The sequence below is a fragment of the Agrobacterium sp. CNPSo 3708 genome (assembly GCF_028674915.1).
GTDB lineage: Bacteria > Pseudomonadota > Alphaproteobacteria > Rhizobiales > Rhizobiaceae > Agrobacterium > Agrobacterium cavarae.
Window position 1 is genome coordinate 58,486 of record NZ_JAQZSF010000005.1, and the last position, 24,252, is coordinate 82,737.

General features: G+C 57.8%; 24 protein-coding genes. 11 read left to right on the forward strand and 13 right to left on the reverse strand.

Translation table 11 applies throughout. The annotated features are described in order from the left end of the window. Positions 1 to 135: 135 nt before the first annotated feature. From PVA19_RS12215 to PVA19_RS12225, 3 genes are read left to right on the forward strand one after another with little or no spacing between them, the layout of a single operon-like run. Complete coding sequence (locus tag PVA19_RS12215; protein WP_130977951.1) at positions 136 to 1,644, forward strand: amino acid ABC transporter permease/ATP-binding protein; 1,509 nt, start codon at positions 136 to 138, stop codon at positions 1,642 to 1,644. 18 nt (positions 1,645 to 1,662) lie between these two features. Beyond that, positions 1,663 to 2,670, forward strand: a complete 1,008-nt coding sequence (locus PVA19_RS12220) for a Gfo/Idh/MocA family protein (RefSeq protein WP_274102657.1) — start codon at positions 1,663 to 1,665, stop codon at positions 2,668 to 2,670. A gap of 45 nt (positions 2,671 to 2,715) precedes the next feature. Further along, complete coding sequence (locus tag PVA19_RS12225; protein ID WP_274102658.1) at positions 2,716 to 3,846, forward strand: NAD(P)/FAD-dependent oxidoreductase; 1,131 nt, start codon at positions 2,716 to 2,718, stop codon at positions 3,844 to 3,846. Between the two features lie 63 nt (positions 3,847 to 3,909). Here the strand turns inward: PVA19_RS12225 and PVA19_RS12230 are convergent, their stop codons facing one another. The 7 genes from PVA19_RS12230 to PVA19_RS12260 form a co-directional block, all read right to left on the reverse strand. After that, positions 3,910 to 4,197, reverse strand: a complete 288-nt coding sequence (locus PVA19_RS12230; protein WP_062426696.1) for a DUF2218 domain-containing protein — start codon at positions 4,195 to 4,197, stop codon at positions 3,910 to 3,912. A 211-nt stretch (positions 4,198 to 4,408) separates the two neighbouring features. After that, positions 4,409 to 6,400: an alpha-glucosidase gene (locus PVA19_RS12235; RefSeq protein ID WP_274102660.1), complete on the reverse strand. Its 1,992-nt coding sequence runs from the start codon at positions 6,398 to 6,400 to the stop codon at positions 4,409 to 4,411. 79 nt (positions 6,401 to 6,479) lie between these two features. Next, a complete protein-coding gene (locus PVA19_RS12240) occupies positions 6,480 to 7,334 on the reverse strand; it encodes a carbohydrate ABC transporter permease (RefSeq protein ID WP_062597989.1) in 855 nt (284 codons plus the stop codon). 3 nt (positions 7,335 to 7,337) lie between these two features. Next, positions 7,338 to 8,267: a carbohydrate ABC transporter permease gene (locus PVA19_RS12245; protein ID WP_112520398.1), complete on the reverse strand. Its 930-nt coding sequence runs from the start codon at positions 8,265 to 8,267 to the stop codon at positions 7,338 to 7,340. Between the two features lie 76 nt (positions 8,268 to 8,343). Beyond that, positions 8,344 to 9,570 (reverse strand): ABC transporter substrate-binding protein, encoded by a 1,227-nt coding sequence (locus PVA19_RS12250; RefSeq protein WP_274102661.1) that lies wholly within the window; start codon positions 9,568 to 9,570, stop codon positions 8,344 to 8,346. Between the two features lie 51 nt (positions 9,571 to 9,621). Continuing rightward, a complete protein-coding gene (locus PVA19_RS12255; RefSeq protein WP_274102662.1) occupies positions 9,622 to 10,698 on the reverse strand; it encodes an ABC transporter ATP-binding protein in 1,077 nt (358 codons plus the stop codon). Between the two features lie 186 nt (positions 10,699 to 10,884). Beyond that, positions 10,885 to 11,589 (reverse strand): GntR family transcriptional regulator, encoded by a 705-nt coding sequence (locus tag PVA19_RS12260; protein ID WP_274102930.1) that lies wholly within the window; start codon positions 11,587 to 11,589, stop codon positions 10,885 to 10,887. Positions 11,590 to 11,692: 103 nt separating this feature from the next. On the opposite strand from PVA19_RS12260, the gene PVA19_RS12265 reads away from it, so the two are divergent. Genes PVA19_RS12265 through PVA19_RS12275 form a run of 3 tightly spaced genes read left to right on the forward strand, consistent with a single transcriptional unit; the run spans position 11,693 to position 14,267 of the window. After that, positions 11,693 to 12,850: an LLM class flavin-dependent oxidoreductase gene (locus PVA19_RS12265; protein WP_274102663.1), complete on the forward strand. Its 1,158-nt coding sequence runs from the start codon at positions 11,693 to 11,695 to the stop codon at positions 12,848 to 12,850. Continuing rightward, complete coding sequence (locus PVA19_RS12270; RefSeq protein WP_144622386.1) at positions 12,850 to 13,740, forward strand: aldo/keto reductase; 891 nt, start codon at positions 12,850 to 12,852, stop codon at positions 13,738 to 13,740. The genes PVA19_RS12265 and PVA19_RS12270 overlap by 1 nt, the downstream gene beginning before the upstream one ends. After that, positions 13,740 to 14,267, forward strand: coding sequence for a flavin reductase family protein (locus PVA19_RS12275; RefSeq protein WP_112956847.1), 528 nt, complete (start codon positions 13,740 to 13,742; stop codon positions 14,265 to 14,267). Before PVA19_RS12270 ends, PVA19_RS12275 begins: the two co-directional genes overlap by 1 nt. A 12-nt stretch (positions 14,268 to 14,279) precedes the next feature. On the opposite strand, the gene PVA19_RS12280 is transcribed toward PVA19_RS12275, so the two are convergent. Continuing rightward, positions 14,280 to 14,474: a hypothetical protein gene (locus PVA19_RS12280; protein ID WP_274102664.1), complete on the reverse strand. Its 195-nt coding sequence runs from the start codon at positions 14,472 to 14,474 to the stop codon at positions 14,280 to 14,282. Between the two features lie 194 nt (positions 14,475 to 14,668). After that, entirely contained in the window at positions 14,669 to 15,820 is a 1,152-nt protein-coding gene (locus tag PVA19_RS12285; RefSeq protein WP_274102665.1) for a mandelate racemase/muconate lactonizing enzyme family protein, read from the reverse strand. 71 nt (positions 15,821 to 15,891) lie between these two features. On the opposite strand from PVA19_RS12285, the gene PVA19_RS12290 reads away from it, so the two are divergent. From PVA19_RS12290 to PVA19_RS12310, 5 genes are all read left to right on the forward strand, one after another. Further along, entirely contained in the window at positions 15,892 to 16,581 is a 690-nt protein-coding gene (locus PVA19_RS12290; protein WP_337993153.1) for a GntR family transcriptional regulator, read from the forward strand. A 114-nt stretch (positions 16,582 to 16,695) separates the two neighbouring features. After that, positions 16,696 to 17,934, forward strand: a complete 1,239-nt coding sequence (locus tag PVA19_RS12295) for an ABC transporter substrate-binding protein (protein ID WP_274102667.1) — start codon at positions 16,696 to 16,698, stop codon at positions 17,932 to 17,934. A 68-nt stretch (positions 17,935 to 18,002) separates the two neighbouring features. Continuing rightward, positions 18,003 to 18,920: a carbohydrate ABC transporter permease gene (locus PVA19_RS12300; protein WP_274102669.1), complete on the forward strand. Its 918-nt coding sequence runs from the start codon at positions 18,003 to 18,005 to the stop codon at positions 18,918 to 18,920. 3 nt (positions 18,921 to 18,923) lie between these two features. Further along, positions 18,924 to 19,769 (forward strand): carbohydrate ABC transporter permease, encoded by an 846-nt coding sequence (locus PVA19_RS12305; protein ID WP_274102671.1) that lies wholly within the window; start codon positions 18,924 to 18,926, stop codon positions 19,767 to 19,769. Positions 19,770 to 19,781: 12 nt separating this feature from the next. Next, complete coding sequence (locus PVA19_RS12310) at positions 19,782 to 20,864, forward strand: ABC transporter ATP-binding protein (protein ID WP_274102672.1); 1,083 nt, start codon at positions 19,782 to 19,784, stop codon at positions 20,862 to 20,864. A 329-nt stretch (positions 20,865 to 21,193) separates the two neighbouring features. On the opposite strand, the gene PVA19_RS12315 is transcribed toward PVA19_RS12310, so the two are convergent. The 4 genes from PVA19_RS12315 to PVA19_RS12330 form a co-directional block, all read right to left on the reverse strand. Beyond that, entirely contained in the window at positions 21,194 to 21,925 is a 732-nt protein-coding gene (locus PVA19_RS12315) for an amino acid ABC transporter ATP-binding protein (RefSeq protein WP_113267302.1), read from the reverse strand. Then, positions 21,906 to 22,559, reverse strand: a complete 654-nt coding sequence (locus PVA19_RS12320) for an amino acid ABC transporter permease (RefSeq protein WP_113179060.1) — start codon at positions 22,557 to 22,559, stop codon at positions 21,906 to 21,908. The genes PVA19_RS12315 and PVA19_RS12320 overlap by 20 nt, the downstream gene beginning before the upstream one ends. After that, entirely contained in the window at positions 22,559 to 23,263 is a 705-nt protein-coding gene (locus PVA19_RS12325; RefSeq protein ID WP_274102675.1) for an amino acid ABC transporter permease, read from the reverse strand. Before PVA19_RS12325 ends, PVA19_RS12320 begins: the two co-directional genes overlap by 1 nt. Positions 23,264 to 23,442: 179 nt before the next feature. Further along, complete coding sequence (locus PVA19_RS12330) at positions 23,443 to 24,246, reverse strand: transporter substrate-binding domain-containing protein (RefSeq protein ID WP_113261275.1); 804 nt, start codon at positions 24,244 to 24,246, stop codon at positions 23,443 to 23,445. Between the last annotated feature and the right edge of the window lie 6 nt (positions 24,247 to 24,252).

The window sequence follows — 24,252 nt, forward strand, 5'->3', positions numbered from 1 at the left end:
TCGAACCGGCTTTTCTTTCTAAAGTGTGTGGCGATCATTTGAATTCGCTCCTTCCGCTTTAGGTCCTTCTTCTGTCGCATGTCGTTACCGCAAAACCGGTGGCCACTTTTGGGCGACATGCTCTAGGGATTTCTGATGAATTGGCTTGAAAACCTGCGCCGCAGCTTCCTTGACTGGAACGCCATGGCCGAAGTGCTGCCAACCATGATCACGGTTGGTTTGAAAAATACGCTGATCCTTGCTGCGACCTCGACGGTGCTTGGGGTGGTCATTGGCATGATGCTTGCCATCATGGGCATTTCCCGCTCGCCTTGGCTGCGAATTCCCGCCCGGCTCTACACCGACATCTTTCGTGGCCTTCCGGCGATCGTTACCATCCTGTTGATCGGGCAGGGCTTTGCCCGCATCGGCCGCGAACTTTTCGGTCCATCCCCTTATCCGCTAGGCATCTTGGCGCTCAGCCTGATCGCCGGCGCTTATATCGGCGAGATTTTCCGCTCCGGTATTCAGAGCGTTGATCGTGGCCAGATGGAAGCGTGCCGCGCCCTGTCGATGAGTTATGGCCAGGGCATGCGCATCATCGTCGTGCCGCAGGGTGTTCGCCGTGTGCTGCCGGCACTGGTCAATCAGTTCATCGGTAACGTCAAGGATTCGAGCCTTGTCTACTTCCTCGGCCTTCTGGCCTCCGAGCGCGAGATTTTTCGTGTCGGACAGGACCAGGCGGTGGTGACTGGCAATCTTTCCCCCTTGCTGCTGGCCGGTGTGTTCTACCTGATCGTGACCGTACCGCTTACCCACGTCGTCAATATGATCGATAATCGGCTGCGGCTTGGCAAGCAGCGTCCTTCGACCATCACCAGTGGCCTTGAGGAAGTGAGTGAGCTCGATGGTGCGTCCCGCGCCACCGGCACCGTCTTCAAGGGCGGTGGCCTTGATGTGCGCAATCTTGGGATGGCGTATGGCGATCTCGATGTGCTGAAGGGCGTCGATCTTTCGGTAAAGCCGGGCAGCGTCACCTGCATCATCGGTCCCTCTGGCTCAGGGAAATCCACCCTGTTGCGTGGGATCAACCGGCTTGTCGAGCCGAAGAGCGGCGATATTCTCCTCGACGGAGAAAGCATTCTGGGCATGAAGCCGGAGAGACTGCGCCGTCGGGTTGGCATGGTCTTCCAGCACTTCAATCTTTTTCCCGATCACACGGCGCTGGAAAACGTCATGTTGTCTCTGACGAAGATCAAGGGTCTGCCCGCAGCCGAGGCCGAGCGTATCGCCAAGGCGAAGCTCGCCGAGGTCGGCCTTGCAAGCCGCCAGCATCATCGCCCGGGCGGTCTGTCCGGTGGGCAGCAGCAGCGCGTCGCCATTGCGCGTGCGCTGGCCATGGAACCTGAAGTTATCCTTTTTGATGAGGTGACGAGTGCGCTTGATCCGGAACTGGTCAAGGGCGTTCTCAATCTCATGGCAGATCTTGGCACGCGTGGCATGACCATGGTCGTCGTGACGCATGAGATGGGGTTTGCCCGCCGCGTCGCTGATCAGGTTGTCTTCATGGATGAGGGACGTGTGGTAGAGGCAGGCACGCCGGAGGCAATATTCGACAACCCACAGAGCCCGCGCCTTCAGCGCTTCCTCGCGGAAGTGCTCTGAGTATCAGGAGAAAATGAGATGACACAAATGATCAGATGGGGCGTGCTGGGCTGCGCAGGGATCGCTGCCAAGGCCGTTATTCCCGCCATCCAGTCCAGCCGTTTAGGGCGCGTTGCAGCCATTGCCTCACGGGATGCCGAAAAGGCAAGCGCAATGGCGACGCGCTTCGGTATCGAGAAATCCTATGGCAGCTATGAGGATCTGCTGTCCGATCCGGACATTGACGCCATTTACAACCCTTTGCCCAATCATCTCCACGTTCCCATGACCATCAAGGCGTTGGAGCATGGCAAGCCGGTGCTGTGCGAGAAGCCGATCGCGCTCAATGCAGCGCAGGCGAGCGAACTGGCGGAGGCGCAAAAGGCCGCCAACCTACCGGTCGCAGAAGCCTTCATGGTTCGTCACCATCCCCAATGGAAGAAGGCGAGGGCGATGGTTGCGGAAGGACGCCTTGGCGATGTCAGAGCCATCCAGACGATCTTTGCCTATTATCTCGACGACCCGAAGAATGTCCGCAACCAGGCCGATATTGGCGGCGGTGGCCTGTTCGATGTCGGTTGTTACGCCATCAACACGGCGCGCTTCCTGTTTGATGCCGAGCCGCTACGGGCTATTGCGATGATGGAGAACGATCCCGTTTTCGACACGGATCGGTTGACCAGCGGATTACTGGCATTTCCGGAAGGAAGGCAGCTTGCCTTCACTTGCTCCACGCAATTGTCGCTTACGCAGAAGGTGACGGTCCTTGGAACGCGCGGTCGTCTGGAAATCCCCATCCCCTTCAATGCACCGGCCGATCAACAAACCGTGCTGATCTTCGACGACGGGCGGGACCTCGCAGGCGGCGGTCGCCAGGAGATCGTGATTGAGCCTGTCGATCAGTACCGCGAACAGGTCGATGCCTTTGCCGAAGCGGTCCTCTCCGGCACGCCACTCGAGACGGGACTCGACGACGCGATCGCAAACATGAAGGCGATCGATGCGCTCTTCCGATCCGCGACCAGCGGTCGTTGGGAAGACGCGTGAGGCGGTTCTTCCACCCATCATCACAATCGAATGAAAGCCTATCCCATGACTGACAATATCATTTCGACAGCCGTTATTATCGGCGCTGGTATCTTTGGCGTTTCCACAGCTGTCCAGCTGGCGCGCCGCGGCGTCAATGTGACGATCCTCAATGACGGCCCACCTGCCAACGGCGCCTCCGGCCGCTCGCTCTCCTGGCTGAATTCAGCGCGCATGCGCTCCGAGCCGTATCACCGGTTGCGCGTGGCGGGTATCGATCGCTATCGCACGCTCGCCGCAAGGAACCCGGACGCAGACTGGCTGCGCTTTGACGGTGGAATGACCTGGGATGCCGATGACGAGCGAAACGAAATCGACGCCGCCTATCGCCACGAGGTTTCAATTGGCTATGACGCACAGCGGCTTTCGGCGCAGGACGTCTCCCGCGTCGTGCCCGGTCTCGACACCAGCGGCATTACCCCGCAAGGCGCGATCTTCAATCCTGGTGAAGGCTGGGTCGACCTGCCGACGCTGATCGGTTTGCTGCTGAAGGAGTTTTCCGAACTCGGCGGCGTTGTCGTCACGGATCAAGGTGCTGCCAAGGTGGTGATCGAAGGTGGGCGCGCAATCGGGGCGCAAACCGCCAAGGGCGATTTACACCGCGCGGACGCCGTTGTTCTCGCGACCGGTCCGGCGGTGCCGAAAATGGCTGCTGAGAATGGCCAGACCATCGGCGACGACACACCTATCGCCCTTCTCGTTCAGACCAAGCCGCTGGCTCATCCCTTGCGTGCCGTGCTGAACACACCGCGTGTTGCTGTTCGTCCAGCGCCTGGCGGCACATTTTCGCTCGATGCAGACTGGGCGGCCGATGAAGGTGTGAGCGTTAGCGCAGACGGTAGCTACCAGATCCACGAGAGCGTGATTGCCGAGTTGCTGACCGAAGCTGCCAAAGTGATGGAGGGTAACCCCCAACTCGAGGTCGCTTCCGTTGGTGTCGGCGGAAAGCCGATCCCAGGCGATGGCGAGCCGGTAATCGGGGCGATGAACGACATACCAGGCTACTATGTCGCCTTCAGCCACAGCGGCGCAACCCTCGGTCTCATCGTCGGCGAGTTGCTGGCCTATGAGGTCGCGAGCGGCGCCGAACATCCAATGCTGGCGACCTTCCGGCCCGGGCGCTTTAAGCCCGTCTGAGCATGGATTGGCGCTGTTGAGATAATCAGCCTGCCACGATGTGGCGGGCTGAAGCAGATGAAGTCAGGCGAGCGGTCGCCAATCAAACGCGAGCGTTTCCTTGAATGCGAAACGCTCGATATGACGTTGGACGACATCCTGGAGAACCGTCAGGTCTTCGCTTTTGTGCGCAGCGACCTCGATGACCAACTGTGTATCGTTTGCACTGAGGCGCGCGTCACCGAGCGGCAGAGCGATCTTCGATGAAACCGGCGTGAACTCGGTCTCAAATTTGTGCGCCCAGTGCTTAGACAATTGCTGCAGGTAGCGGCTCGCGTGCTGGGTGGTGACTTCGACTCGACTGCTAGACATGAATGCATACTCCTTAAGAGCGTCCCGCCATTCTGTGCCGAAAGCAATAACGAACGCACCTTCGAAATCTCAAAGATGAGTATAATAGTCAAGTCATTATCCATGCTCAAGGCGGATACGCCTGCGGGATGATAGCCGTGTGCGATGGAGCGCAACGAAGCCTACTCAGCAAGTCTGTGAGCAGACCACACGACGTCTCGACCTCCCTCTGTCAGATCCCTTGAATATCGGCCAAGAGCTCGGCATTCTTCGAGTTCTTGCGATAGAAAACCGGCGGTTGGCCGAGTGGCGCTTCCACTGTCACCTCCTGACCGCCATCATGCGCCGAGCCGGTCCACACATGCACCCACTCAGCGTTTCTCGGCAGGTAGACGGTGCGCTCGCTTTGCCCCGCCTGCCAGACCGGTGCAACGAGAAGGTCTTCTCCGTAGAGATAGGCGTCCTGAATGTCATATGTTCTGCGGTCGTCCTCGTGATGTAGGAAAAGCGGACGTTGCACGGGCAGGCCGGTTTCGGCCGCTTGTCTGGAGAGAGACTTCAGGTAGGGGGCTAGGTGAACATAGATCGCTGTCATGCGGGCAAAGTGTGTGAGCACAGTTTCGTCCTGGTCGATCTGTAGATTGTCGCGCGGGCGGTTGCCCTCATGGGTGCGCATGACCGGGGTGAAGGCGGCCATTTCGGCCCAGCGCATCAGGAGTTCTGCTGTGCGGACATTGCCGAAGAGGCTGGTATAGCCGCCGATATCCGAGTGGTGGTAGGCATTGCCGAGCAGGCCTGAGGAAAGCGCGCCTGACATAACCGTAACGAGGCCATCATGCCTTGTGAAATCCACCGACTGGTCTCCGCCCCATAGCAACGGGCAATGCGCCTGGACCCCGGTGAACCCCGCGCGCATGAAAAACAGTGCCTCGCCGGTCTTGCCACGACTTGCGACTGCCTTCGCGTTCACCTCGGCCCAGATGGTCGGCCAGGCATTGTGCATCCGCTTGGCATCTACTCTGTTGGAGAGGTGAATGTCGATCGGAAGGTACTCGCCGAAATCTGCCATCCAACCGGAGAGGCCATAATCGAGCATGTTCTGGCCGATGATCGTTTCGGCAAACCAGTCCATCGCTTCCGGGTTGGTAAAATCCACCACGCCGCAGTCGAACTCGCCGAAATCGACCAGCGCCGTTTCGCCGGCGTCGTTCTTGGCAAAGTAACCCTTCGCCTCGGCCTCCGGGAAGAAGGAGCCATCGGCGCAAAGATAGGGGTTCACATAGCCGAGGAAACGGATGTCGTTATCGGCAAGCTCGGCGATCTTCTGGCGGAGTGCTGGATAGCGTTCCTCGTTGGCCTTCCAGTCCCAAAAAAGCCGCGCGCCGAAAGAGGTGTGGCGCAGGCCAACCCAGTCTTCGCACCACAGTCCGGAGACTTTCACACCGGCCGCACGGATTTTCTCGAGCCGCGCAAAAGACTGCTCGCCATCCTTGAGGCCGATGATCGCGCCATTATAGATCCACTCGGGAAGCTCCGGTTGACGGCCGAAGCGCAGAGACAGCTGACCGACCAGCGCTTTGAAGCTGTCTGCTGCGAAAAACTCCAGGCGCTCCGGTACGGCCCAGGCCTCGATCTCGTGGAAGCCATCACGGCGAAAGTCGAAGACAGAATAGGCCGTTGTTTCCACATGCAGCGCGTAGCGACGCGAGGAGACATAGGTCGGTTGCGGATAGTTAGTGTGGTAGTAGTCGCCGCCCGCCTTGCTCGTGACGTCCGCTTTGAAGGTGAGCTCCGTTGTCTTGTCGCGGCCGACGCCCGGCTCCGATGTCCAGAGTGGGAACTTGCGCCCGCGCATATTGAAGTAGGACATCTGCTCGCCACCGCCCCAGACGCATTCGTCCTTTTCGGCGGCGACTCGCAACCAGAAGCGATTGATGGATGGATCGAGTGCTTCGATCTCGACGCTGTTGTCTACTACGCTTAAGCGAAGCCTCGGCGGCTGGCCTTTCGCAGTGGACAGCGTGATGCGGTCGCCTTCCAATTCTGCGTGAGCCAGTGCGACGCGCTCCACCACGTAATCTTCGATATCGAAATTGCCGCGATACATATCCATACGCTCTTCGCCCTTGCCGACAAAGAAGCATGGAGCATCGGCCGAATGGTGCAGAATGGCGGTTCCGTTTATGGCCAGTTCGAAGCCGTCGGCTGTCTTTTTGAAATGCATGGCAAACTCTCTCGATGTGGAGCGCTAGCGGCGCTGGAGAGAGCGCTTGCATGCGCTCTCTCGGATGACATTGCGGCAACTAGCCCTTGATACCGCCCGCGGTCAGGCCGGAGACGACGCGTTCCTGGAAAATCACGATGAGGATCGCAACGGGAACGATACCGACGACGAGCGCTGCGGAAATAACCGGCCACGGGAATGCGAACTCGCCTTGATAGAGCTGGATACCCACCGGCAGGGTTCGAAGCGACGGATTCGAGTTAAAAGACAGCGCCAACAGGAACTCGTCCCACGCATTGACGAAGGCGAGAATGCCTGCGGTGAAAACCCCCGGCGCGCAGAGCGGAACGACAATCTTGAACAGTGCGCCGATGCGGGTGCAGCCATCGATCATCGCTGCGTTTTCGAGGTCACGCGGGATACCCTCGAAGAAAGAGACCAACATCAGGGTGCAAACGGGTAGCGACAACACGGTGTAGGGAAGAACAAGCGCAATCCAGGTGTTCAACAGATTCAGCGTGCGCATGATTTCGAAGAGCGGCACCAAGAGCGTCACCAGAGGAAAGGTGGAGACAGCAATGATGGCAGAGAGGATCAGGCCGCGATAACGCAGGTTCAGCCGCGCAAGCGCGTAGGCCGCCAGCACCGAGATGAAGAGCGTTAGGCAGGTGGAGAGCAGCGCGACCATGAAGCTGTTAAAGAGGAAGATGTGCAATGGCTGGTCGGAAAACGCCTGCATATAGTTTGCAAGTGTTGGCGCGTGCGGCAACCACGTGATCGGCTTGGCCGTCAGTTCCGCTTCGTTCTTCAGTGAGGTGAAGAGAATCCATAGCGCCGGGAACATGCCATTGATGAGAAGTGCGGCTGCAGCGAACAGCCGAAGCGGTTGGCCCGCGAGCAAGGAGGAAAGACCGGGAGATGTTACAGTGCTCATGGCTCAGTCCTTCGTCCTGATGGCGCGCAGATAGATGACGGTCACCACCATGGAAAGTGCAAACATCACGACAGCCAATGCCGATCCATAACCGAGATCGAGGAACGACACCGTGTTCTGGTGGATATACATGGCCAGCGTTGCCGTCGACGTGCCTGGGCCGCCGCCTGTCATCATGTATGGAATGTCGAAGGTCTGGAGGGCCGTGATGGTTCTGAAGATCAGCGCAACGACGATGGCTGGCTTCAAGAGGGGCAGGGTGATTTCAAAGAACTGACGAATTCTGCCTGCACCGTCCACGTCGGCTGCCTCGTAGAGCGAGCGCGGAATCGTCTGTAGGCCGGCAAGAATGATCAACGCCATGAAGGACGACGTCTTCCAGATGATCGTCAGGCAAATGGCCGCGAACGCCCAGTTGGGCGAGTTGAACCAGATAATCCCTTCGAAACCAAGGCGGTTGAGCACATCATTGACGACACCATACTCGGAATGGAAGAACCACGCGAAGATGAGACCTGCGAAGGAAAGTGGCAGCGCCCAAGGGATGAGAAGCGAAAGGCGAACAGGCCATTGCGTGCGGAAGGGCAGATTGGCAAGCAGCGCCAGTGCCAGTCCCATCAGCAGCGCACCTGGAACGGTGATCAGGGTGATCAGCACCGTGTTCCAGGTCGTTTCCCAGAAGACCGGATCTTCGAGCATTAGACGATAGTTATCGAGGCCGACAAACTCAGCCGGCAGGCCGGACGTCAGGGAAAGGCTGAACAAACTCGTGTAGCCGAGTTTCAGCACCGGATAGACGATGATGAGCGCAAGCAGGATGCCTGCAGGCGCTAGCAAGAGGACGGCAAGTGCGCGATCGCCAAGATCGAGCCAGTTCGTCCAGCGAGGAGCGGGTTTTTCCGCACCATGCGTGACGTGCAGAGACGAGGTCATCACCGTCGCATCTCCCAAACGAATGTGAATTGATGTCTAAGGGAGTGCCGGCAACTGCGCGGCACTCCCCAAAACCTTAGCGGATGATACGCTTCAGGCGCGCTTCGATTTGCGCAGCGCCATCTTCAGGCGTGGTAACGCCAGCAAGGACGGCATTGACAGTCGTACGAATGACTTCGCTTACCTCGTTGTAGCGCGGGGTGACCGGGCGAGGCTTGGCGGTCTCGACCACCTGCAGCGCATCGGCGAACCAGGGTGCCGCCTTCAGCACGGCTTCGTCCTTATAGGCAGCAGGGTATGTTGGCAGCAGCGAGCCGTTGACCGCCATGAAGGTGGACGTTCCCTGGCTTGAGAGGTACTCGACTAGCTTCTGTGCCTCGTCCTTGTGGTTGGAATAGGCTGAAACGCCCCATTCCCAGCCGCCAAGGCAGGTGGCCTGTTCGCCACCGGCGACAGCTGGGAGGCGGGCAACGCCGACCTTGCCGACGACCGCCGAATCCTTGCTCTGAGACTGGGCCCAGGCGTAGGACCAGTTGACGGCGAAGACGACGTTACCGGCCTGGAATTCCTTGCGCGTATCGTCCGTCGCGACTTCGGCGATATTCTTCTTCGCTACACCCTGATCCACGAAGCTCTTCCAGAGCTTGAGCGAATTGACCGCTGCCGTCTTGTCGAAGGTCAGCTTGCCGTTCTCCACAAGGTTCTTGCCCTGGCTCCAATAGGGCAGAAGGAAGGTGCAGACGGCGCCTTCGATTGCCTTGCCCTGGAAGGAGAGGCCCTGGAGATCCGGATTCTTTTCGCCTTCAGCGATCTTCTTGGCCGCAGCCGTCAGTTCATCCCATGTCTTTGGCGGGGCGATGCCGTATTTGTCCAGCAGGTCCTTGCGATAATAGAGGAACATGGAGTCAGCGAAGGCGGGCAACGCGACGACCTTTCCATTCACGGTATTGGCCTCCGCATAGGCAGGCAGATAGGCCGACATGTCCTTGCCCTCGAACGGCACAGTCCAGCCTGCGGCAGCGAATTGCGCCGGGCGGATGACGTCGAGGATCAGCACGTCTAGCGACGGGTCCTTGGCTGACATGATGGTGTTGAGATACTGCGCCTGGGCTTCCGACGTGTTGCCGCCTGTTTCGATCGCGACCTTCGTGCCCGGGTTGGCCGCCTCGAATTTGTCGAGCACCTGGCGCCAGACCTGCGGTTGATGCTGGCTTGAAATATAGACCTTGAGATCTGCGGCAGATGCCAGAGATGTCGTCAGGCCGAGCGCCAGCAGTGCACCCGTGATAATCTTGATTGTCATTCCATCCTCCCGTTGAACCTTGAATGCGCGGACCTTTTTATCGTCCTGCTTTTAATTGATGACCCGCTCGCTTTGTGCATCGAACAGATGAATTCGCGATGGATCGACGCCGATGCGCATCGTCTCGCCCACTGTGGGTCGTGCGTCGGGCGCCATGCGCGCCGTCAGTATATCGTCGCCGATCTTGAAGTGGACGAGCGTGTCGGAACCCAGCGGTTCTACCACCTGGACTTCCGCCGACATCACGGCAGCATCATCGACGACGCCGCCAAAGTGCTCTGGACGGATACCGACCAGTATCTCCTGCCCATCCAGCGCACCTGCCTTGCCGAGATTAAGTCCATTGCTGAAGAGGCTGTCGCCGTTGCCGAAGAGAACCTTGCCTCCCGACATGCGGGCGCGGGCAAAATTCATCGCCGGCGAGCCGACGAACCCGCCGACGAAGGCGCTCTGCGGCTTGTTGTAAACCTCATCCGGCGTGCCGACCTGCTCGATCTCCCCACCCTTCAGAATGACGATCCGGTCGGCGAGGGTCATCGCCTCCACCTGGTCGTGGGTGACGTAGATGATCGTCGTGCCGATCTGCTGGTGCAGACGCTTGATCTCGGTGCGAACCTGACCGCGCAGTTTGGCATCGAGGTTCGATAGAGGCTCATCGAAAAGGAAGACCTGCGGCCGGCGGACGATCGCCCGGCCCATGGCCACGCGCTGGCGCTGGCCGCCGGAAAGCTGGCCGGGGCGCCGGTCGAGCAGATGTGCGATGCCAAGCATTTCCGCAACTTCATTGATCCGCTTATCTGCGTCACTCAGTGCAACGCCGCGAACCTTCAGGCTGAAACCCATATTCTCGCGCACGGTCTTATGCGGGTAAAGCGCATAGTCCTGAAAGACCATGGCGATGTCGCGTCCGCGCGGCGGCAGATTGTTCACAACCGTGTTGCCAATGCGGATTTCACCGCCGCTGATGCTCTCGAGCCCGGCCACCATACGAAGCGTCGTGGACTTGCCGCAACCGGATGGACCCACGAAGACCACGAATTCGCCATCGGCAATCTCCAGATCGATGCCCTTGACGATGCGAAGCGAGCCATAGCTCTTTTCCAGTTTGCGCAGGCTTACCGAAGCCATTCATTCCTCCCAAGCTCGCCATTGCCGACGAGTTCCTTGACAAAAATCATAGCTGCGAAAAAAAAGAAATCAATAGTGTATCAATTTTATTCCCGTGCGGATGTTTCGTTCCAGTTTTCGTTGATTTTGCGAGATAATTTTCGCTATGCCGGTGCAGCATAGGCATATCGGTCTTTACCGGAGTTCTCACCGCAATCTGCTGACATAGCGGGCAACGGTATGGTCATACCATGTGTGAGACACCTCGGCCTTTTCTCCATTGTGCGAGTGGCTGATGCGCAGGACATGCGGCAACAGATCGCCGCTTGCAGGGCGGAAGGTGGCAGGCGACCAATCAGGGACGTGGCCAAGATCGATATGGTCCTCCGCCTTGGCGATCCAGAGGTTCAATCTCGTGCGGTAATAGAGGTAGAGCGATTCGGACAGATCTTCCGGTACGATCGAATCGACATAGGAACCGTCGAGCCAAATCTCCTCGATGGCGGCAACCTTGCCCCCAATCTTTCGCAGGCGGCGAATGCGATGCCCCTGCAATGACCTGCCGAAGGGAGGAAGGCTTGGATCTTTCGTCTCAAGGCTGACGCTTAGAATCTCGGCGGTTGGCAAGCCGCCACCTTCGATCAACTCCAGCCGGAACAGGGCATAGACACTCTGCGGATCGTTGATTGCGCGGATGTAATTGCCTGAGCCTTGAATGCGCTCCAGCAGGCCACGGCTCTCCAGTTCGGCCAGCGTTTTGCGCAAGGTGCCGACGGCAATCCCCAGCTCTTTTGCCATGTCTCTTTCCGGCGGAAGTTTCTCGCCATCGATCAAACGCCCCGCCGCAATATCACGCACCAATGTCTCGGCGATCTGGAGATACATGGGCAGACTTCCCTTGGAGCTCTTCATTTTCAACGCCTTTCCTCCTGCGACATAAAAAATTGATACATCATTGATTTACATCAAGGCCGATGATATTCAAATAGGCATTGGACGTTTTGGGAGGATTTTTATGACCGTTGTGCCCGTAACCTCAGCTGACCTCGATGCTGCCGAGGTGTCCTGGTTTTCGGCTCTTTGTTCCGATGACTATGAGTTTCTTGGTGTGCCAGATGGCCGCCTGCGCTCCAGTTGGGATCATTGCTCCTCCATCGTCAAGAAGGCCGAAGAGCTCGGCTTTCGCAACATTCTTTGCCCGTCTTCTTATCAGGTAGGACAGGATACGCTGAGTTTCGTTGCCGGTTGTGCGCCGATCACTGAGGAGATCAACTTCCTCGCCGCAATCCGCTGTGGTGAAATGCAGCCCATCATGCTGGCGCGCACCGTCGCGACGCTTGATCACATGTTGAAAGGTCGCTTGACGCTGAACGTCATCAGTTCGGATTTTCCAGGCGAAGTCGCCGACAGTGCCTATCGCTACAAGCGTAGCCGCGAGGTGGTGGAAATCCTGCGTCAGGCCTGGACGCGTGATGAAATCAATCACGATGGCGAAGTCTACCAGTTCAAGAATGTCACGACCGAACCCGCGCGCCCTTATCAGCAGAATGGTGGACCGCTGCTCTATTTCGGGGGCTATTCGCCGGATGCGCTGGAACTCTGCGGTGCCCAATGCGACGTCTACCTGATGTGGCCTGAGGTGAAGGAACAACTGGCCGAGCGCATGCGCGCCGTGCATGCGCGTGCCGAAGCCCATGGCCGCACCCTCGATTACGGTCTGCGTGTACATATGATCGTTCGCGACACGGAAGCCGAAGCGCATGAATACGCCGAACATCTCGTCTCGAAGCTCGATGACGAATATGGCCGTCAAATCCGTGCCCGCGCGCATGACAGCATCTCGCTTGGAGTGGCCCATCAGGCAAAGGCTCGCGAACAGGCTGACCAGTTCGGCTACACCGAGCCGCATCTTTGGACCGGTGTCGGACGCGCACGTTCGGGATGTGGTGCAGCACTTGTCGGTTCCACCGATCAGGTCCTGACGAAGCTTGAGGAATATCAGAAGATGGGCATTCGCGCCTTCATCTTCTCCGGTTATCCGCATCTTGACGAGGCCGAGCATTTTGGCCGTAAGGTTCTGCCGCAAATGAAGACCTGCTCGCTGCCGCATGCGCGCGGCCGGGTTCCTGCAGAAACCCCTGCAACACCTCTTGGCAATGGAGAGCGCCACTAATGCAACGCATCGATATCACCACTGGCCTTTCCTTCAGCCGCATCGTTTACGGCATGTGGCGGATCGGCGATGACACCGACACCTCGCCGCGTCACGTGCAGGCGAAGATCGAGGCATGCCTGGAACAGGGCATCACCACCATGGATCAGGCCGATATTTATGGCGGCTACACTGCGGAAGCCATTCTGGGCAATGGGCTTAGAGAGGCGCCATCGCTGCGCGACAGAATCGAAATCGTCACGAAATGCGGCATCGTTGCTCCCGCCGGCCGCCATTCGGCTGCCCGCGTCAAGCACTACGATACGGGTGCGAAGCACATCAACGCGTCCGTCGAAGCCTCGCTGCGCGACATGAACACGGATCGGATCGATCTGCTCCTGATCCACCGCCCGGACCCGATGATGGATCCGGAAGAGACCGGTGAGACGCTCGATGCGCTGGTGGCCTCCGGCAAGGTGAGAAGTGTCGGCGTATCGAATTTCCGGCCTTGGGATTTTTCGCTGCTGCAATCCAACATGACGGAAGAGCTGGTCACCAACCAGATCGAGATCAGCCTTGCTGAAACGTCGGCTTTCACCAACGGCGATCTTGCCTATCTCCAGGAGCGCGCCCTGCCAGTCATGGCCTGGTCGCCTCTTGGTGGCGGGTCGCTAATGGGGAAGGAAGGCCCGCTTTCCGATGCACTAGAGCGGGTCGCCAAGGAAAATAATGTCGATGCGGCCGCCGTTGCTGTGGCCTGGCTGCTGGCCCATCCGGCGAAGATCCTGCCGGTGATGGGAACCAACAATCTGGCCCGTATCGCTTCCATTTCGGATGCCGAAAAGGTCGAAATGGACCGCCAGACATGGTTCGAACTCTACACGCTGGCAAATGGTCGTGAGGTGCCCTGATGACATCGATGAGCAGTGTGAACACGCAGACCGAGCATCTCTTTGTTCCAGACGCGACGACCGCGCGAAGCTTCCGGAATGCGCTTGGAAACTTTCCAACGGGTGTGACGGTGGTGACGGCCGATACGGCCAACGGGCCGCTTGGCATGACGGTCAACAGTTTCTCGTCTGTCTCGCTTGACCCGCCACTGGTGCTCTGGTCTCCAGCAAAGACCTCAACCCGCCACGACTTCTTCATCGGCGCGACAAATTTCGCTATCCACGTTCTGGACGCCGAACAGGATGCTCTTTGCTCGCGCTTTACCCGCGGCGGCCGCGGCTTTGAGGAACTGGACTGGGAGCGAAATTCAGAAGGCGTGCCGATCATTCCGGGGACGTTGAGCCGCTTCGAATGCGCCCAGGCGTCAGTTCACGATGCGGGCGACCATTCGATCATCATCGGTCGCGTTCTTCGCGCCGCCCACCGTGAAGGCGACCCCTTGTGCTTCGCACGCGGCGCCTTCGGACGCTTCACCGTTAACGCGTGACACTGTCGGCACTCAGCCGTGAAACAGCGCCAAAACCGCCGAAATCACCGTCGCGCCGCCAATCGGCGCGACGAGCGCCAACACGGCGTTGAAGACCAGCACCCAAATCAGAACCTTCTGCTCGCGCTCGGAAAGTTGCCGATACTCCTGTTTCCGTGGCGGCGGTTCGGGTTGCTGTCGATAGTAGCCTTCCAAATCACGATACATGCCGTTTCCCTCGCATCGTATTCATAACTATACTACCAATGGCTCGGTCTGGATCACAAGATGGACCGACAAATCGAAGATCTCTGAGGCGCACCTCTTCCTTGTTGTCGATGCACCAAGTGGTGCATGAAGACCATACGCCTGTCGGATGGTAAGCGGCGCTTGCGACGCCACTCACCTTGCCTATTTGTGGCCTAGAACAGGTCTTGAGGAATGGGAAGACGGTCGTTTTTCGGCGCGGGTCCGAGCTTCGACGTTGGTAGGCGCACGGGCCTTGCCCATTCCCGCCGCGCGTCTTCCGAGAGAACGAGGCCGTGGCCGGGGCGATTGGGTGCGTAAGCATAGCCATCGCGAATTTCGATCGGCGTTTCCACCAGATGATCGTAGTTCTGGAAGGAGTATTCCAGCCATTCCACTTCAGGCAGAGCTGCCGCCATATGGATGCCGACTTCCAGGAACGTATTGCCAAGGCTGACGGGGATGCCCATTTCGGCGGCGAGCCAGCCGATACGCATGACATCCGTGACCTGGCCATGAACATTCAGAAGGTCGGTACCGTGGTTCTCCAGAAGGATGCGCTTTCCCGGCATGTCGAGGTACTCGCCGCTATTGATTTGAGTCCAGTTGACGGCGTGGCGTAGCGTCCGCAATCCCTCAAAGTCATGACGCAAAATCGGGTCTTCGACCCAAAGAAGATCGTGGCCCGCATCTCGAATGGCTGTCAATTTGACCAGAGCCTCTTTTGAATTCCAGGCTTCGTTGGGATCGATCATGACCAGCGACCCGGCCGGTACCGATTCCCTCAAAAGCTCCAGTCGTCTCAGGTCCCGCTGAAAGTCCGGGTGGCCGACCTTGATCTTGAAGGCTGTGTATCCAATGCTGGCCGCATAGGAGAATAGAGCGCGAAAGGCTTCGTCGCTGAGGTGAAAATCAAGTCCGCTTGCATAGGCGCGCACGCGGTCTCGTCTGCTTCCAAGAAGCTGGTGAAGCGGTAGGCCCGCTTCTTTTGCTGCAAGGTCCCATAGAGCAACCTGCAGCGCTTCGTGGAATGGTAAGGAAAAGGCGCGCTGATTTCCGCCACGAGGTCTATTGACGCGATGCACGATACCTACGGCCTTTTGCCCCTTAATCGTCGGCCAAACTTCGGTTTCGAAGACCGTTTCAATCTCTGCCTGATCGGGCAGGGGATAAAACAGCGACTGAATGAACCCCAGTCCGACCTCACCGCTTTCGGAGACTAGTTCCAGGGCGGCGACATTGGTATCGTCGATACGAACCTGACTATCGCCAATTACTCTGTCGCGGGCAAACTGAAATCGCGTTATACGGAATTGAGAAATAGACATGATGCGCTCTTTGATCGTTTAATAACGTATACTGATCTATCAGAAGGAAAAATTTTGTCATCATGAAAAACATGCCGGAGCGAAGAAGTGCGACTTCGAACGGAGCGACGTCGGGTGCTCCGCGCCTGAGCGATGTCGCTTATGAGCGTATCCTCGAAAGCCTCTTCGAACGAAGGGTGCCGGTGGGAGCGTTCATTTCGCAAAATGAACTATGTGCGATCGTGGATGTGCCGGTCGCCCCGCTGCGTGACGCGCTGCGGGTGCTGGAGACGGAAGGCATTCTGACAATCCATCCCCGGTCTGGCATCCAGTTCATCCGGCCTGGACTTGAATTGACACGCTCCACCTATCAATTCCGATCGATCGTAGAGCGCGCCGCCGTGCGGGTCTTTGCCGAGGAGGGGGATGAGAATGTCACAAACGCCCTGGAAGTCCGGCATTCCAGGCTTTTGCGCCGTGTCGAGCGCGACGGGATAGGGCCGGAGCAGATACAGGAGATGGATGCTCTGGAAATGGAATTGCATGGGCAGATCATCCAGGCGTTGCGCAATCCGTTGATCGAGAGCGCGTATAGACGCATGCACAATTATCTCAGATTGCTGCGTCTGGAACGAAAGGTCACGCCACCTATCATGACCCGAACGCTCAAGGAGCATCTCGATATTCTCGAGGCTTGCGGCACGAGAAATCCAGATGCTGCGGAGAAAGCTCTTTATGCCCATTTCCAGGCAGCCATGCAGCGTAACCTCGGCTTGGTCTGATTTGCAATCGCGAAATAAGGGCGGTGGAGACTGTCCCGTGTTGCTTACCTCAAAGAAGGGTGCTAGGTTCGACTGATAGATCAGGAAGGGAGTCTGATCTTTTGGGAGGTTTTCATGCAACTTAGCAAACGTGAATTCTTGGCCGCGAGCGCGGCGCTGGCCCTGGCCGCAGGCCTGCGTAACGCCAACGCCGCCACATCCATCAGCTACTGGCATCATTTCGCCAGTCAGTCAGAGATGGCAGGGCTGGCCAAAATCATTCAACTCTTTGCAGCAGCACATCCGGATGTGTCGGTCACGCAGGAGAACATCCCCAATTCCGAATACATGGCGAAAGTGTCTTCGGCCGTTGTTGCCGGCGGCCGCCCGGATACCGGCATGGTGATCGCCGAACGTATTGCCGACTTGACGGCGATGGACGCCCTCGTCGATATTTCCGATCGCGTCAATACGTGGGATGGTAAAGCCAATCTCCCGGACAACCGCTGGGCGGGCATGTCGCATGAAGGCTCGATTTACGCGGTTCCAGCCTACGCATTTGTTGACTGGATGTATTACCGCAAGGACTATTTCGAGGAGGCGGGCATTGCCGGTCCTCCGAAGACCTTCGAGGAATTTCTGACGGTTAGCCGCAAGCTGACGGACCCTTCCAAGAACCGCTATGCATTCGGTATGCGCGGTGGTGCGGGTGCGTTCAAATACGTCATCGACGTGATGGAGGCCTTCGGCTCGCCGATCGTCAAGAACGGTCAGGCGGCCATCGACAAGCCGGCTGCCGTGGAGGCAATCACCTTCTATGCCGATCTGTTCCGTAAGGAAAAAGTTGCGCCGCCAAGTGCGCCGAACGATAGCTACCGCCAGATCATGGAAGGTTTTAGAACCGGTCAGACGGCGATGATCTGGCATCATACGGGCTCGCTGATCGAGATTTCGACCGCCCTCAAGCCCGGCGTGCAGTTCAGCACGGCGCCCATGCCAGCGGGGCCGAAGGCGCACATCGCACGCGTAGCCTATGCGGGTAACGGCATCTTCAAGGAAGACAATATCGAGGCCGCGTGGAAGTGGATCAGTTTCTGGGGTCAGACCGACGCGGCAATCGCCCTTCTTGAAGCCACCGGCTATTTTCCCGCATCCACAGCCGCGCTGAAGGATGAGCGAATAACAGGAAATCCGATCTATGGCGCAGCAACACAGACGCTTGATTTCGGCCGTCTGCCGAACGGTTTCGTGGGTGCTGCGGGATGGTCTGAGAACGTCGTCAATCCCACCTTCCAGGCGGTTCTGACGGGGCAACTGCAGCCAGATCAGGCTGTCGATCGCATGATAGAAGGGCTTGAAACCGCCCTCCGCTAATCGCCTTCAGGCGCGGTACGCCCAAGCGTACCGCGCGCCAAGCAGGGACGGCGTCCAGCCGCATGTTCATGACCTCACATTCCAGACGCCCGTTTCTCAGCGGCCTCGGAGAACTCTCGGAGACGCGATACTGGGTGTATCTTCTTCTTCTGCCGAGCCTTCTGCTACTCTTTCTCGTCGTCGCCTATCCGACGATTTATGGCTTCTTCATCAGTGTGCGCGAGATGCGTCTGACACGACCAGGCCTTAACGGCTGGGTGGGGATGAAGCACTATGTTGCGATGATGTCGGACCGCGTTTTCTGGATTTCGCTGAAGAATACGGCGATCTGGGTGGTCGCAGCGGTGACGATCGAAATGGCTCTGGGCTTCGTTGCAGCCCTCGCGTTGAACCGCAACCTGCCGGGAACGAAGATTTTCGGCATCCTCATTCTTCTCCCCTATTTTCTTCCCAATGTTGTTGCCGGACATATGTGGGCGCTGCTTCTCGACCCGCGTCTTGGTGTCATCAACGATATTCTGGTCCGGCTCGGTATTTTGAGCACCTATAAGGCGTGGTTTGCAGATCCGAATACCGCATTGGCCGCAACGATCCTCGTCGAGGCCTGGCACGGTTTCCCGTTCTTCGCGCTTCTCTTTCTCGCTGGCCTTAAAGGTATTCCGGAAGACTTGTACAAGGCAGCCGCGGTGGACGGCGCAGGCGCTTTTACCAAGTTCAGATTGATCACTGTGCCGATGTTGAAGACGGTCATCACAGCTGCCGTGATCCTGCGTGTCATCAGCCTTGTGAACTCGCCTGATCTTCTGCTGGTTCTGACCGGCGGAGGGCCTGGCAATTCCACGCAAGTCCTTTCGCTCTACGCTTTCCAGACAGCGTATCGCGACTTCAATTTTGGCTATGCGGGTGCTCTGTCCGTGGTGATGTTCTTCATCCTCATGGTCTTTGCCACGATTTACATCCGCCTGGCGCGCGTCACGAAGGAATGAGCGATGTTTAAAAGCAAACGCCAACGGCGCGTGGCGGGCGACATTCTGACCTATGTCGTTCTGTTTACACTGGCAGGGTTTTGTCTTGGGCCGATGGTCTGGATGTTCCTGACGTCTTTGAAGCCGGAGGCCGATATCGTTACCTCTGAGATGCAGTATGTTCCTCGGCACGTCACATTCGAAAACTACGTGGCGATCTGGACCCAGTCGAATTTTCCAGTGCTGATTACCAACAGCTTGATCGTCACCACCATTACGGTCGCGATCTGTGTGGTGGCGGGAACGCTCGCGGCCTATGCCTTCGCGCGCCTCACCTTCCGCGGGCGCAACAACATTATGCTGGGATATCTGCTGGTCCGCATGTTTCCCGCAGTGATGATGATCATTCCGCTTTACGTCATGATGAGGACGGTGGGGTTGGTCGACAGCAGGTTTGGCCTGGCGCTGGCCTATACGAGCTTCCTGCTGCCGCTGTTTGTCTGGATGCTGAAAGGCTTCTTCGATGCCGCGCCCAAGGAGCTTGAAAGCGCAGCGCGTATCGACGGTTCGACGCGTCTTGGCGCCATGGTCCGCATCGTTCTGCCGCTGGCGCGAAACGGTCTTGTCGCAAGCTCGGTTTTCATCGCCATCGCTGCGTGGAATGAATTCATCTTCGCGTTGATGCTGACCACGGGGCAGGGGTCTCGAACCTGGCCTGTCGGCCTTCAATTGATGGTCGGGGAATTCCAATTGCCCTGGGGCGTTCTGGCCGCAGGCGGCATTCTCAGCATTCTTCCCGTCATGCTCCTCTTTGCAATCGTTCAGCGCGCAATGGTTCAAGGCCTGACGGCCGGGGCCATCAAGGGCTAAAGGAACTGTTTCATGGCCACACTTTCCCTCAACAACGTCCGCAAATCCTACGGTGCACTCGAAGTCCTGCATGGCATAGATATTGAGCTGGAGGATGGCGGGTTTCTGGTGCTTCTTGGCCCGTCCGGCTGCGGCAAATCCACCTTGCTCAACATCATTGCCGGACTTGATGAAACGTCCAGCGGTGACATCGCGATAGGCGGGCAGTCGGTCTCCGACCTACCGCCGAAGGACCGTAACATCGCTATGGTCTTTCAGTCTTATGCCCTTTATCCGACCATGTCGGTGGAGCGGAATATCGGCTTTGGTCTGGAGATGCGCGGAACGCCGGCAGATCAGCGCCTTGAAGCGGTGAAACGTGCGGCAGAGATGCTGCAGGTCAGCCACCTCCTGGACCGCAAGCCCGCGAATCTCTCAGGCGGCCAGCGCCAACGCGTAGCGATGGGCCGCGCCATCGTCCGCGATCCGGATTTGTTCCTGTTCGACGAGCCGCTCTCCAACCTCGATGCGAAGCTTAGGGTCGAGATGAGAACCGAAATCAAACGGCTTCATGAGCGATTGGGAACGAGCATCGTCTACGTGACCCACGACCAGATCGAAGCCATGACGCTCGCGACAAAAGTGGCGGTCATGAAAGGTGGACATATCCAGCAACTGGCAGATCCGCGGACGATCTATGAGCGCCCTGCCAATATGTTCGTTGCTGGGTTCATTGGCTCGCCAGCCATGAACTTCATCAATGGTCGCCTGGTAAAGCATGGCTCAGGCTGGCGGTTCGAGGCGCAAGGCGTTGCGCTTGATTTGGGTCCCACCGATAGCGATTGGTCTGAGAAAGACGTCATTCTCGGCGTGCGACCCGAAGAGTTCAAGATTGCGCGCGGCGATGAGGCGGCACCATTTTCCGGCAGGATCGATGTGGTGGAACCCACAGGACCGGATACGATGCTGACCGCTCTAATTGGTGATCAGACGGTTGTTGCGCGTGTAGAGCCCCGCTTTTCAGGGAAGCGAGGAGACGGCATCCGCTTTGCTGTCGATGTCGCGAGTCTCAATCTCTTCGATCCGCAAACACAGCTGAGACTGGATTGGCGATGATGTCCTTCTACAGTCGCCTCCATCGGCTTGTTGAATAACAGAAGCGCTTGTTGAAGGCATTGGAGAAATACTGGCTGCAATTGAAGCTGCAACTCAGCGCAATGTCGGTCGCGCCGGTCGTGCTGAGGTTCTGCATGAGGCAGGATCAAGAAAATGCACATAGCCGTCTCGGACCAACATACGGGTGGCCGGTCGAGTGTAATTGCCAGGGCCGGCTGACGATGCGTTGGGGCAGATATAAGTAAAAAGCGGACCGGCAGAAGGGGACTTCGAAATGGTCCCCTTTGCCTGTTACGGTAAATCATGTGATAGAGCGGATGGGGCGTGAATTACTTGACCCCGCCCGAGATGAAGGCCTGCAATTCGGGCGTCTTCGGTTGCTCGAACAATTCCTTTGACGGTCCCATCTCCCAAATCTTGCCTTGGTGCATGAACACGGTCACATCTGCCACACTCCGTGCGAAGTTCATTTCGTGTGTCACAAGCAGCATTGTCATCCCCTCCTTCGCGAGTTGCTCCATCACCAGCAAAACTTCACCGGTCAGTTCCGGATCGAGAGCCGAAGTCACCTCATCGAAGAGCATGACCTTTGGCCGCATCGCCAGAGATCTCGCAATCGCCACGCGTTGCTGCTGCCCTCCAGATAGCATGTCGGGATAGGCATCGAATTTCTCGGAAAGTCCGACCTGGGCAAGCACCTTGCGGGCCAGCGCTTCCGCTTCCTCATGTCCGACGCCCTGCGTGATCCTGGGTGAGAGCGTGATGTTCTGACCGACCGTTAGGTGAGGAAAAAGATTGTAGCTCTGGAAGACGATGCCGACATCTTTGCGAAGCTCTCTGAGCTTTGCCTGATCCTGTTCGACTTTGTGGCCAGCGACTGTGATGCTGCCTGCTTGAAACTGTTCAAGCCCATTGATGCAGCGAAGCATGGTGCTTTTGCCAGAGCCACTCCGGCCGATCACGGCGACAACCTGTCCGGCGTCGACGGTAAGTGAAACGCCCTTCAATACCTCGAGCGCACCATATCGCTTGTGAACCTGATCAATTGCTACGACCGACATGAAGGACCCTTTCAAGATAGCGGCTGAGACGCGACAGCGGGAAGCAGATCGCGAAATAGAGGATGGCAACCACGAGGAAGACCTGAAACGGTCTGAACGTCGCGTTGTTGACGAGCTGTCCAGCACGAGAAAGCTCCACGAAGCCGACGACGGAAACGATGGACGTATTTTTAACGAGTTGGACGAGAAAGCCGACCGTTGGCGGCAGCGAGATGCGCAGTGCTTGTGGAAGGATGATGTAGCGGTACTGCTGGAAACGCGTCAGCGCCAGAGATGCTGAAGCCTCCCACTGCTGCTGGGGGACGGCCTGGATGGAGCCGCGCCAGATTTCCGCGAGATAGGCGGAGACGTAGATCGACAAAGACAGGGAAGCTGCAAGCAGCGGTGGAAGTTCAAAGCCGAAAAGGGTCAGTCCATAATAGGACATGAAAAGGATCATCAAGACCGGAATGGACTGGATGACGGTAATGTAACCCGCAGCGATGCTCCGAAGCACCCAGTTTTGCGCCAGCCGCATGATGGCAAAGACACCACCTGCAAGAGACCCGATTGCAAAGGCGATGCCTGTCAGAAGCACCGTCCAGCCAGCGGCACGAAGAAGAAACAGAAATTCAGGCCAACCAAATGTCGACATCAGGCGATCCCCTCCTTGACGGTCACTGGCGGGGTGACTTTCACGCGGCGGCGAAACAGCCATTGGCCGAGCCACGCTAGAATTAGTTTCAGCGTCAGTGCAAGGACGAGATAGATGACCGTGACCACGATATAGGTTTCGAAGCTGCGGAAGGTGCGTTGTTCAATGATGGAGGCAGCGCCTGAGAGTTCCGGCACCGAGATGAAGGAGCATATGCTGGAGGCCAGCAGCATGAGGACAAACTGGCTCGACAAGGCGGGCCAGATCTTGGCAAAGGCTGGTTTCAGCATCACGTAGCGAAACACTTGGATGCGGCTGAGAGCCAGCGACATTCCAGCCTCCACCTGCGAGCGATGGATCGAATCCACACCGGCGCGGATAATCTCGGTCGCATAGGCGGAGAGGTTGAGCGTCATGGCAAAGAGCGCTGCCTGGGTGCCGGACATGCGAAAGCCGATCAGCGGCAGGCCGAAGAAGATCATGAACAGCTGAACGAGGAAGGGCGTGTTGCGCAACAGTTCGACATAGGAATCGACGCCGAAGCGGACTGGTCCGTTGCCGAGCGTTCGAAGCCCTACGAGGATGACTGCCACCAAAGTGCCGAGAACGATTGCCGTTGCCGACAGGCCGATCGTCAAGACGATACCGCGCAGGATGAGATCGGATTCGGCAAAGACCGATTCGAAGTGAAGTGTAAAATTCATGAGATGATGTCCTCCCGAGCATCCTTTGCCGGCGCGCACCCTTCAATGAGGCGCGCCGGGGATTTTCCGGTCCGGATGGGAGCGTTTAAGGTGAAATGGCGCTTCACCTCGCTGCACTCCACTATTGCCATCTGGCATGTCCGGACGCGTCGCCGCTTCAAACGGTTGCCGGAAGCTGCTTAGAACGTCGGAAGCGTTGGCAGAGGAGTGCCGACCCACTTGCGAGCAATGGCATCCAGTTCACCATTCTGCTTGATGTAGTAGATGGTGTTGTTGAGCCACTGATGCAGGTCATAGGCATCTTTGCGAACGGTCATGGAGTTTGGCTGCATGCCGAAAAAGAACTTCACTTCCGTTGTGGTATCGCCACGTGCGCGGATGGCGGCATTGGCCTGTGCGTCCGGCCCGGCGATTGCCTGAACCTGCCCGGAGAACAGCGCCTGCATGGTCGTGGCATCGTCATCGAAGCGGAGGATGGTCAGGCCAAGCTCTTTCTCGCGGTTGACGAATTCGCGTTCGACGCTCGAGCCTCGGTTTACGCCGACCGTCATGCCCTTGAGATCGTCCCACTTTTCGATCTTGGTATCTTTGTTGGAATAGATGCCAACCTGGAAGGCACTGTAGGGAATGGTGAACATCACGGCTTTCGCGCGTTCAGGCGTGGGGGCCAAGGTCGCGATCAGAAAATCCACCTTGCCGGACTCCAGCGCAGGAATACGGGCAGGAGGAGTGAGCTGAACCATGGTGACTGAGACACCGAGATATTTGCCCACGAGCGTTGCGACATCGGCGTCATATCCGATGGGATTGCCTTGGGCGTCCACCGAGCCGAAGGGTGGTGCGCCGACGAGGACACCAATCTTCACCGAGCCGCGCTTGACGATCTCATCGACGCTTTGCGCGCTCGCTGAAAAGCTCGTGAACATTCCGGCGCAAACGGCAATCGCAGCCGCTGCAATTTTAAAAGATTTCAAGAAGCTCATCACTCT

Coding starts and splice junctions, on each gene's coding strand:
- PVA19_RS12215 (WP_130977951.1), top strand. CDS start 136: ATGAATTGGCTTGAAAACCTGCGCCGCAGCTTCCTTGACTGGAACGCC.
- PVA19_RS12220 (WP_274102657.1), top strand. CDS start 1,663: ATGACACAAATGATCAGATGGGGCGTGCTGGGCTGCGCAGGGATCGCT.
- PVA19_RS12225 (WP_274102658.1), top strand. CDS start 2,716: ATGACTGACAATATCATTTCGACAGCCGTTATTATCGGCGCTGGTATC.
- PVA19_RS12230 (WP_062426696.1), bottom strand. CDS start 4,197: ATGTCTAGCAGTCGAGTCGAAGTCACCACCCAGCACGCGAGCCGCTAC.
- PVA19_RS12235 (WP_274102660.1), bottom strand. CDS start 6,400: ATGCATTTCAAAAAGACAGCCGACGGCTTCGAACTGGCCATAAACGGA.
- PVA19_RS12240 (WP_062597989.1), bottom strand. CDS start 7,334: ATGAGCACTGTAACATCTCCCGGTCTTTCCTCCTTGCTCGCGGGCCAA.
- PVA19_RS12245 (WP_112520398.1), bottom strand. CDS start 8,267: ATGACCTCGTCTCTGCACGTCACGCATGGTGCGGAAAAACCCGCTCCT.
- PVA19_RS12250 (WP_274102661.1), bottom strand. CDS start 9,570: ATGACAATCAAGATTATCACGGGTGCACTGCTGGCGCTCGGCCTGACG.
- PVA19_RS12255 (WP_274102662.1), bottom strand. CDS start 10,698: ATGGCTTCGGTAAGCCTGCGCAAACTGGAAAAGAGCTATGGCTCGCTT.
- PVA19_RS12260 (WP_274102930.1), bottom strand. CDS start 11,589: ATGAAGAGCTCCAAGGGAAGTCTGCCCATGTATCTCCAGATCGCCGAG.
- PVA19_RS12265 (WP_274102663.1), top strand. CDS start 11,693: ATGACCGTTGTGCCCGTAACCTCAGCTGACCTCGATGCTGCCGAGGTG.
- PVA19_RS12270 (WP_144622386.1), top strand. CDS start 12,850: ATGCAACGCATCGATATCACCACTGGCCTTTCCTTCAGCCGCATCGTT.
- PVA19_RS12275 (WP_112956847.1), top strand. CDS start 13,740: ATGACATCGATGAGCAGTGTGAACACGCAGACCGAGCATCTCTTTGTT.
- PVA19_RS12280 (WP_274102664.1), bottom strand. CDS start 14,474: ATGTATCGTGATTTGGAAGGCTACTATCGACAGCAACCCGAACCGCCG.
- PVA19_RS12285 (WP_274102665.1), bottom strand. CDS start 15,820: ATGTCTATTTCTCAATTCCGTATAACGCGATTTCAGTTTGCCCGCGAC.
- PVA19_RS12290 (WP_337993153.1), top strand. CDS start 15,892: ATGCCGGAGCGAAGAAGTGCGACTTCGAACGGAGCGACGTCGGGTGCT.
- PVA19_RS12295 (WP_274102667.1), top strand. CDS start 16,696: ATGCAACTTAGCAAACGTGAATTCTTGGCCGCGAGCGCGGCGCTGGCC.
- PVA19_RS12300 (WP_274102669.1), top strand. CDS start 18,003: ATGACCTCACATTCCAGACGCCCGTTTCTCAGCGGCCTCGGAGAACTC.
- PVA19_RS12305 (WP_274102671.1), top strand. CDS start 18,924: ATGTTTAAAAGCAAACGCCAACGGCGCGTGGCGGGCGACATTCTGACC.
- PVA19_RS12310 (WP_274102672.1), top strand. CDS start 19,782: ATGGCCACACTTTCCCTCAACAACGTCCGCAAATCCTACGGTGCACTC.
- PVA19_RS12315 (WP_113267302.1), bottom strand. CDS start 21,925: ATGTCGGTCGTAGCAATTGATCAGGTTCACAAGCGATATGGTGCGCTC.
- PVA19_RS12320 (WP_113179060.1), bottom strand. CDS start 22,559: ATGTCGACATTTGGTTGGCCTGAATTTCTGTTTCTTCTTCGTGCCGCT.
- PVA19_RS12325 (WP_274102675.1), bottom strand. CDS start 23,263: ATGAATTTTACACTTCACTTCGAATCGGTCTTTGCCGAATCCGATCTC.
- PVA19_RS12330 (WP_113261275.1), bottom strand. CDS start 24,246: ATGAGCTTCTTGAAATCTTTTAAAATTGCAGCGGCTGCGATTGCCGTT.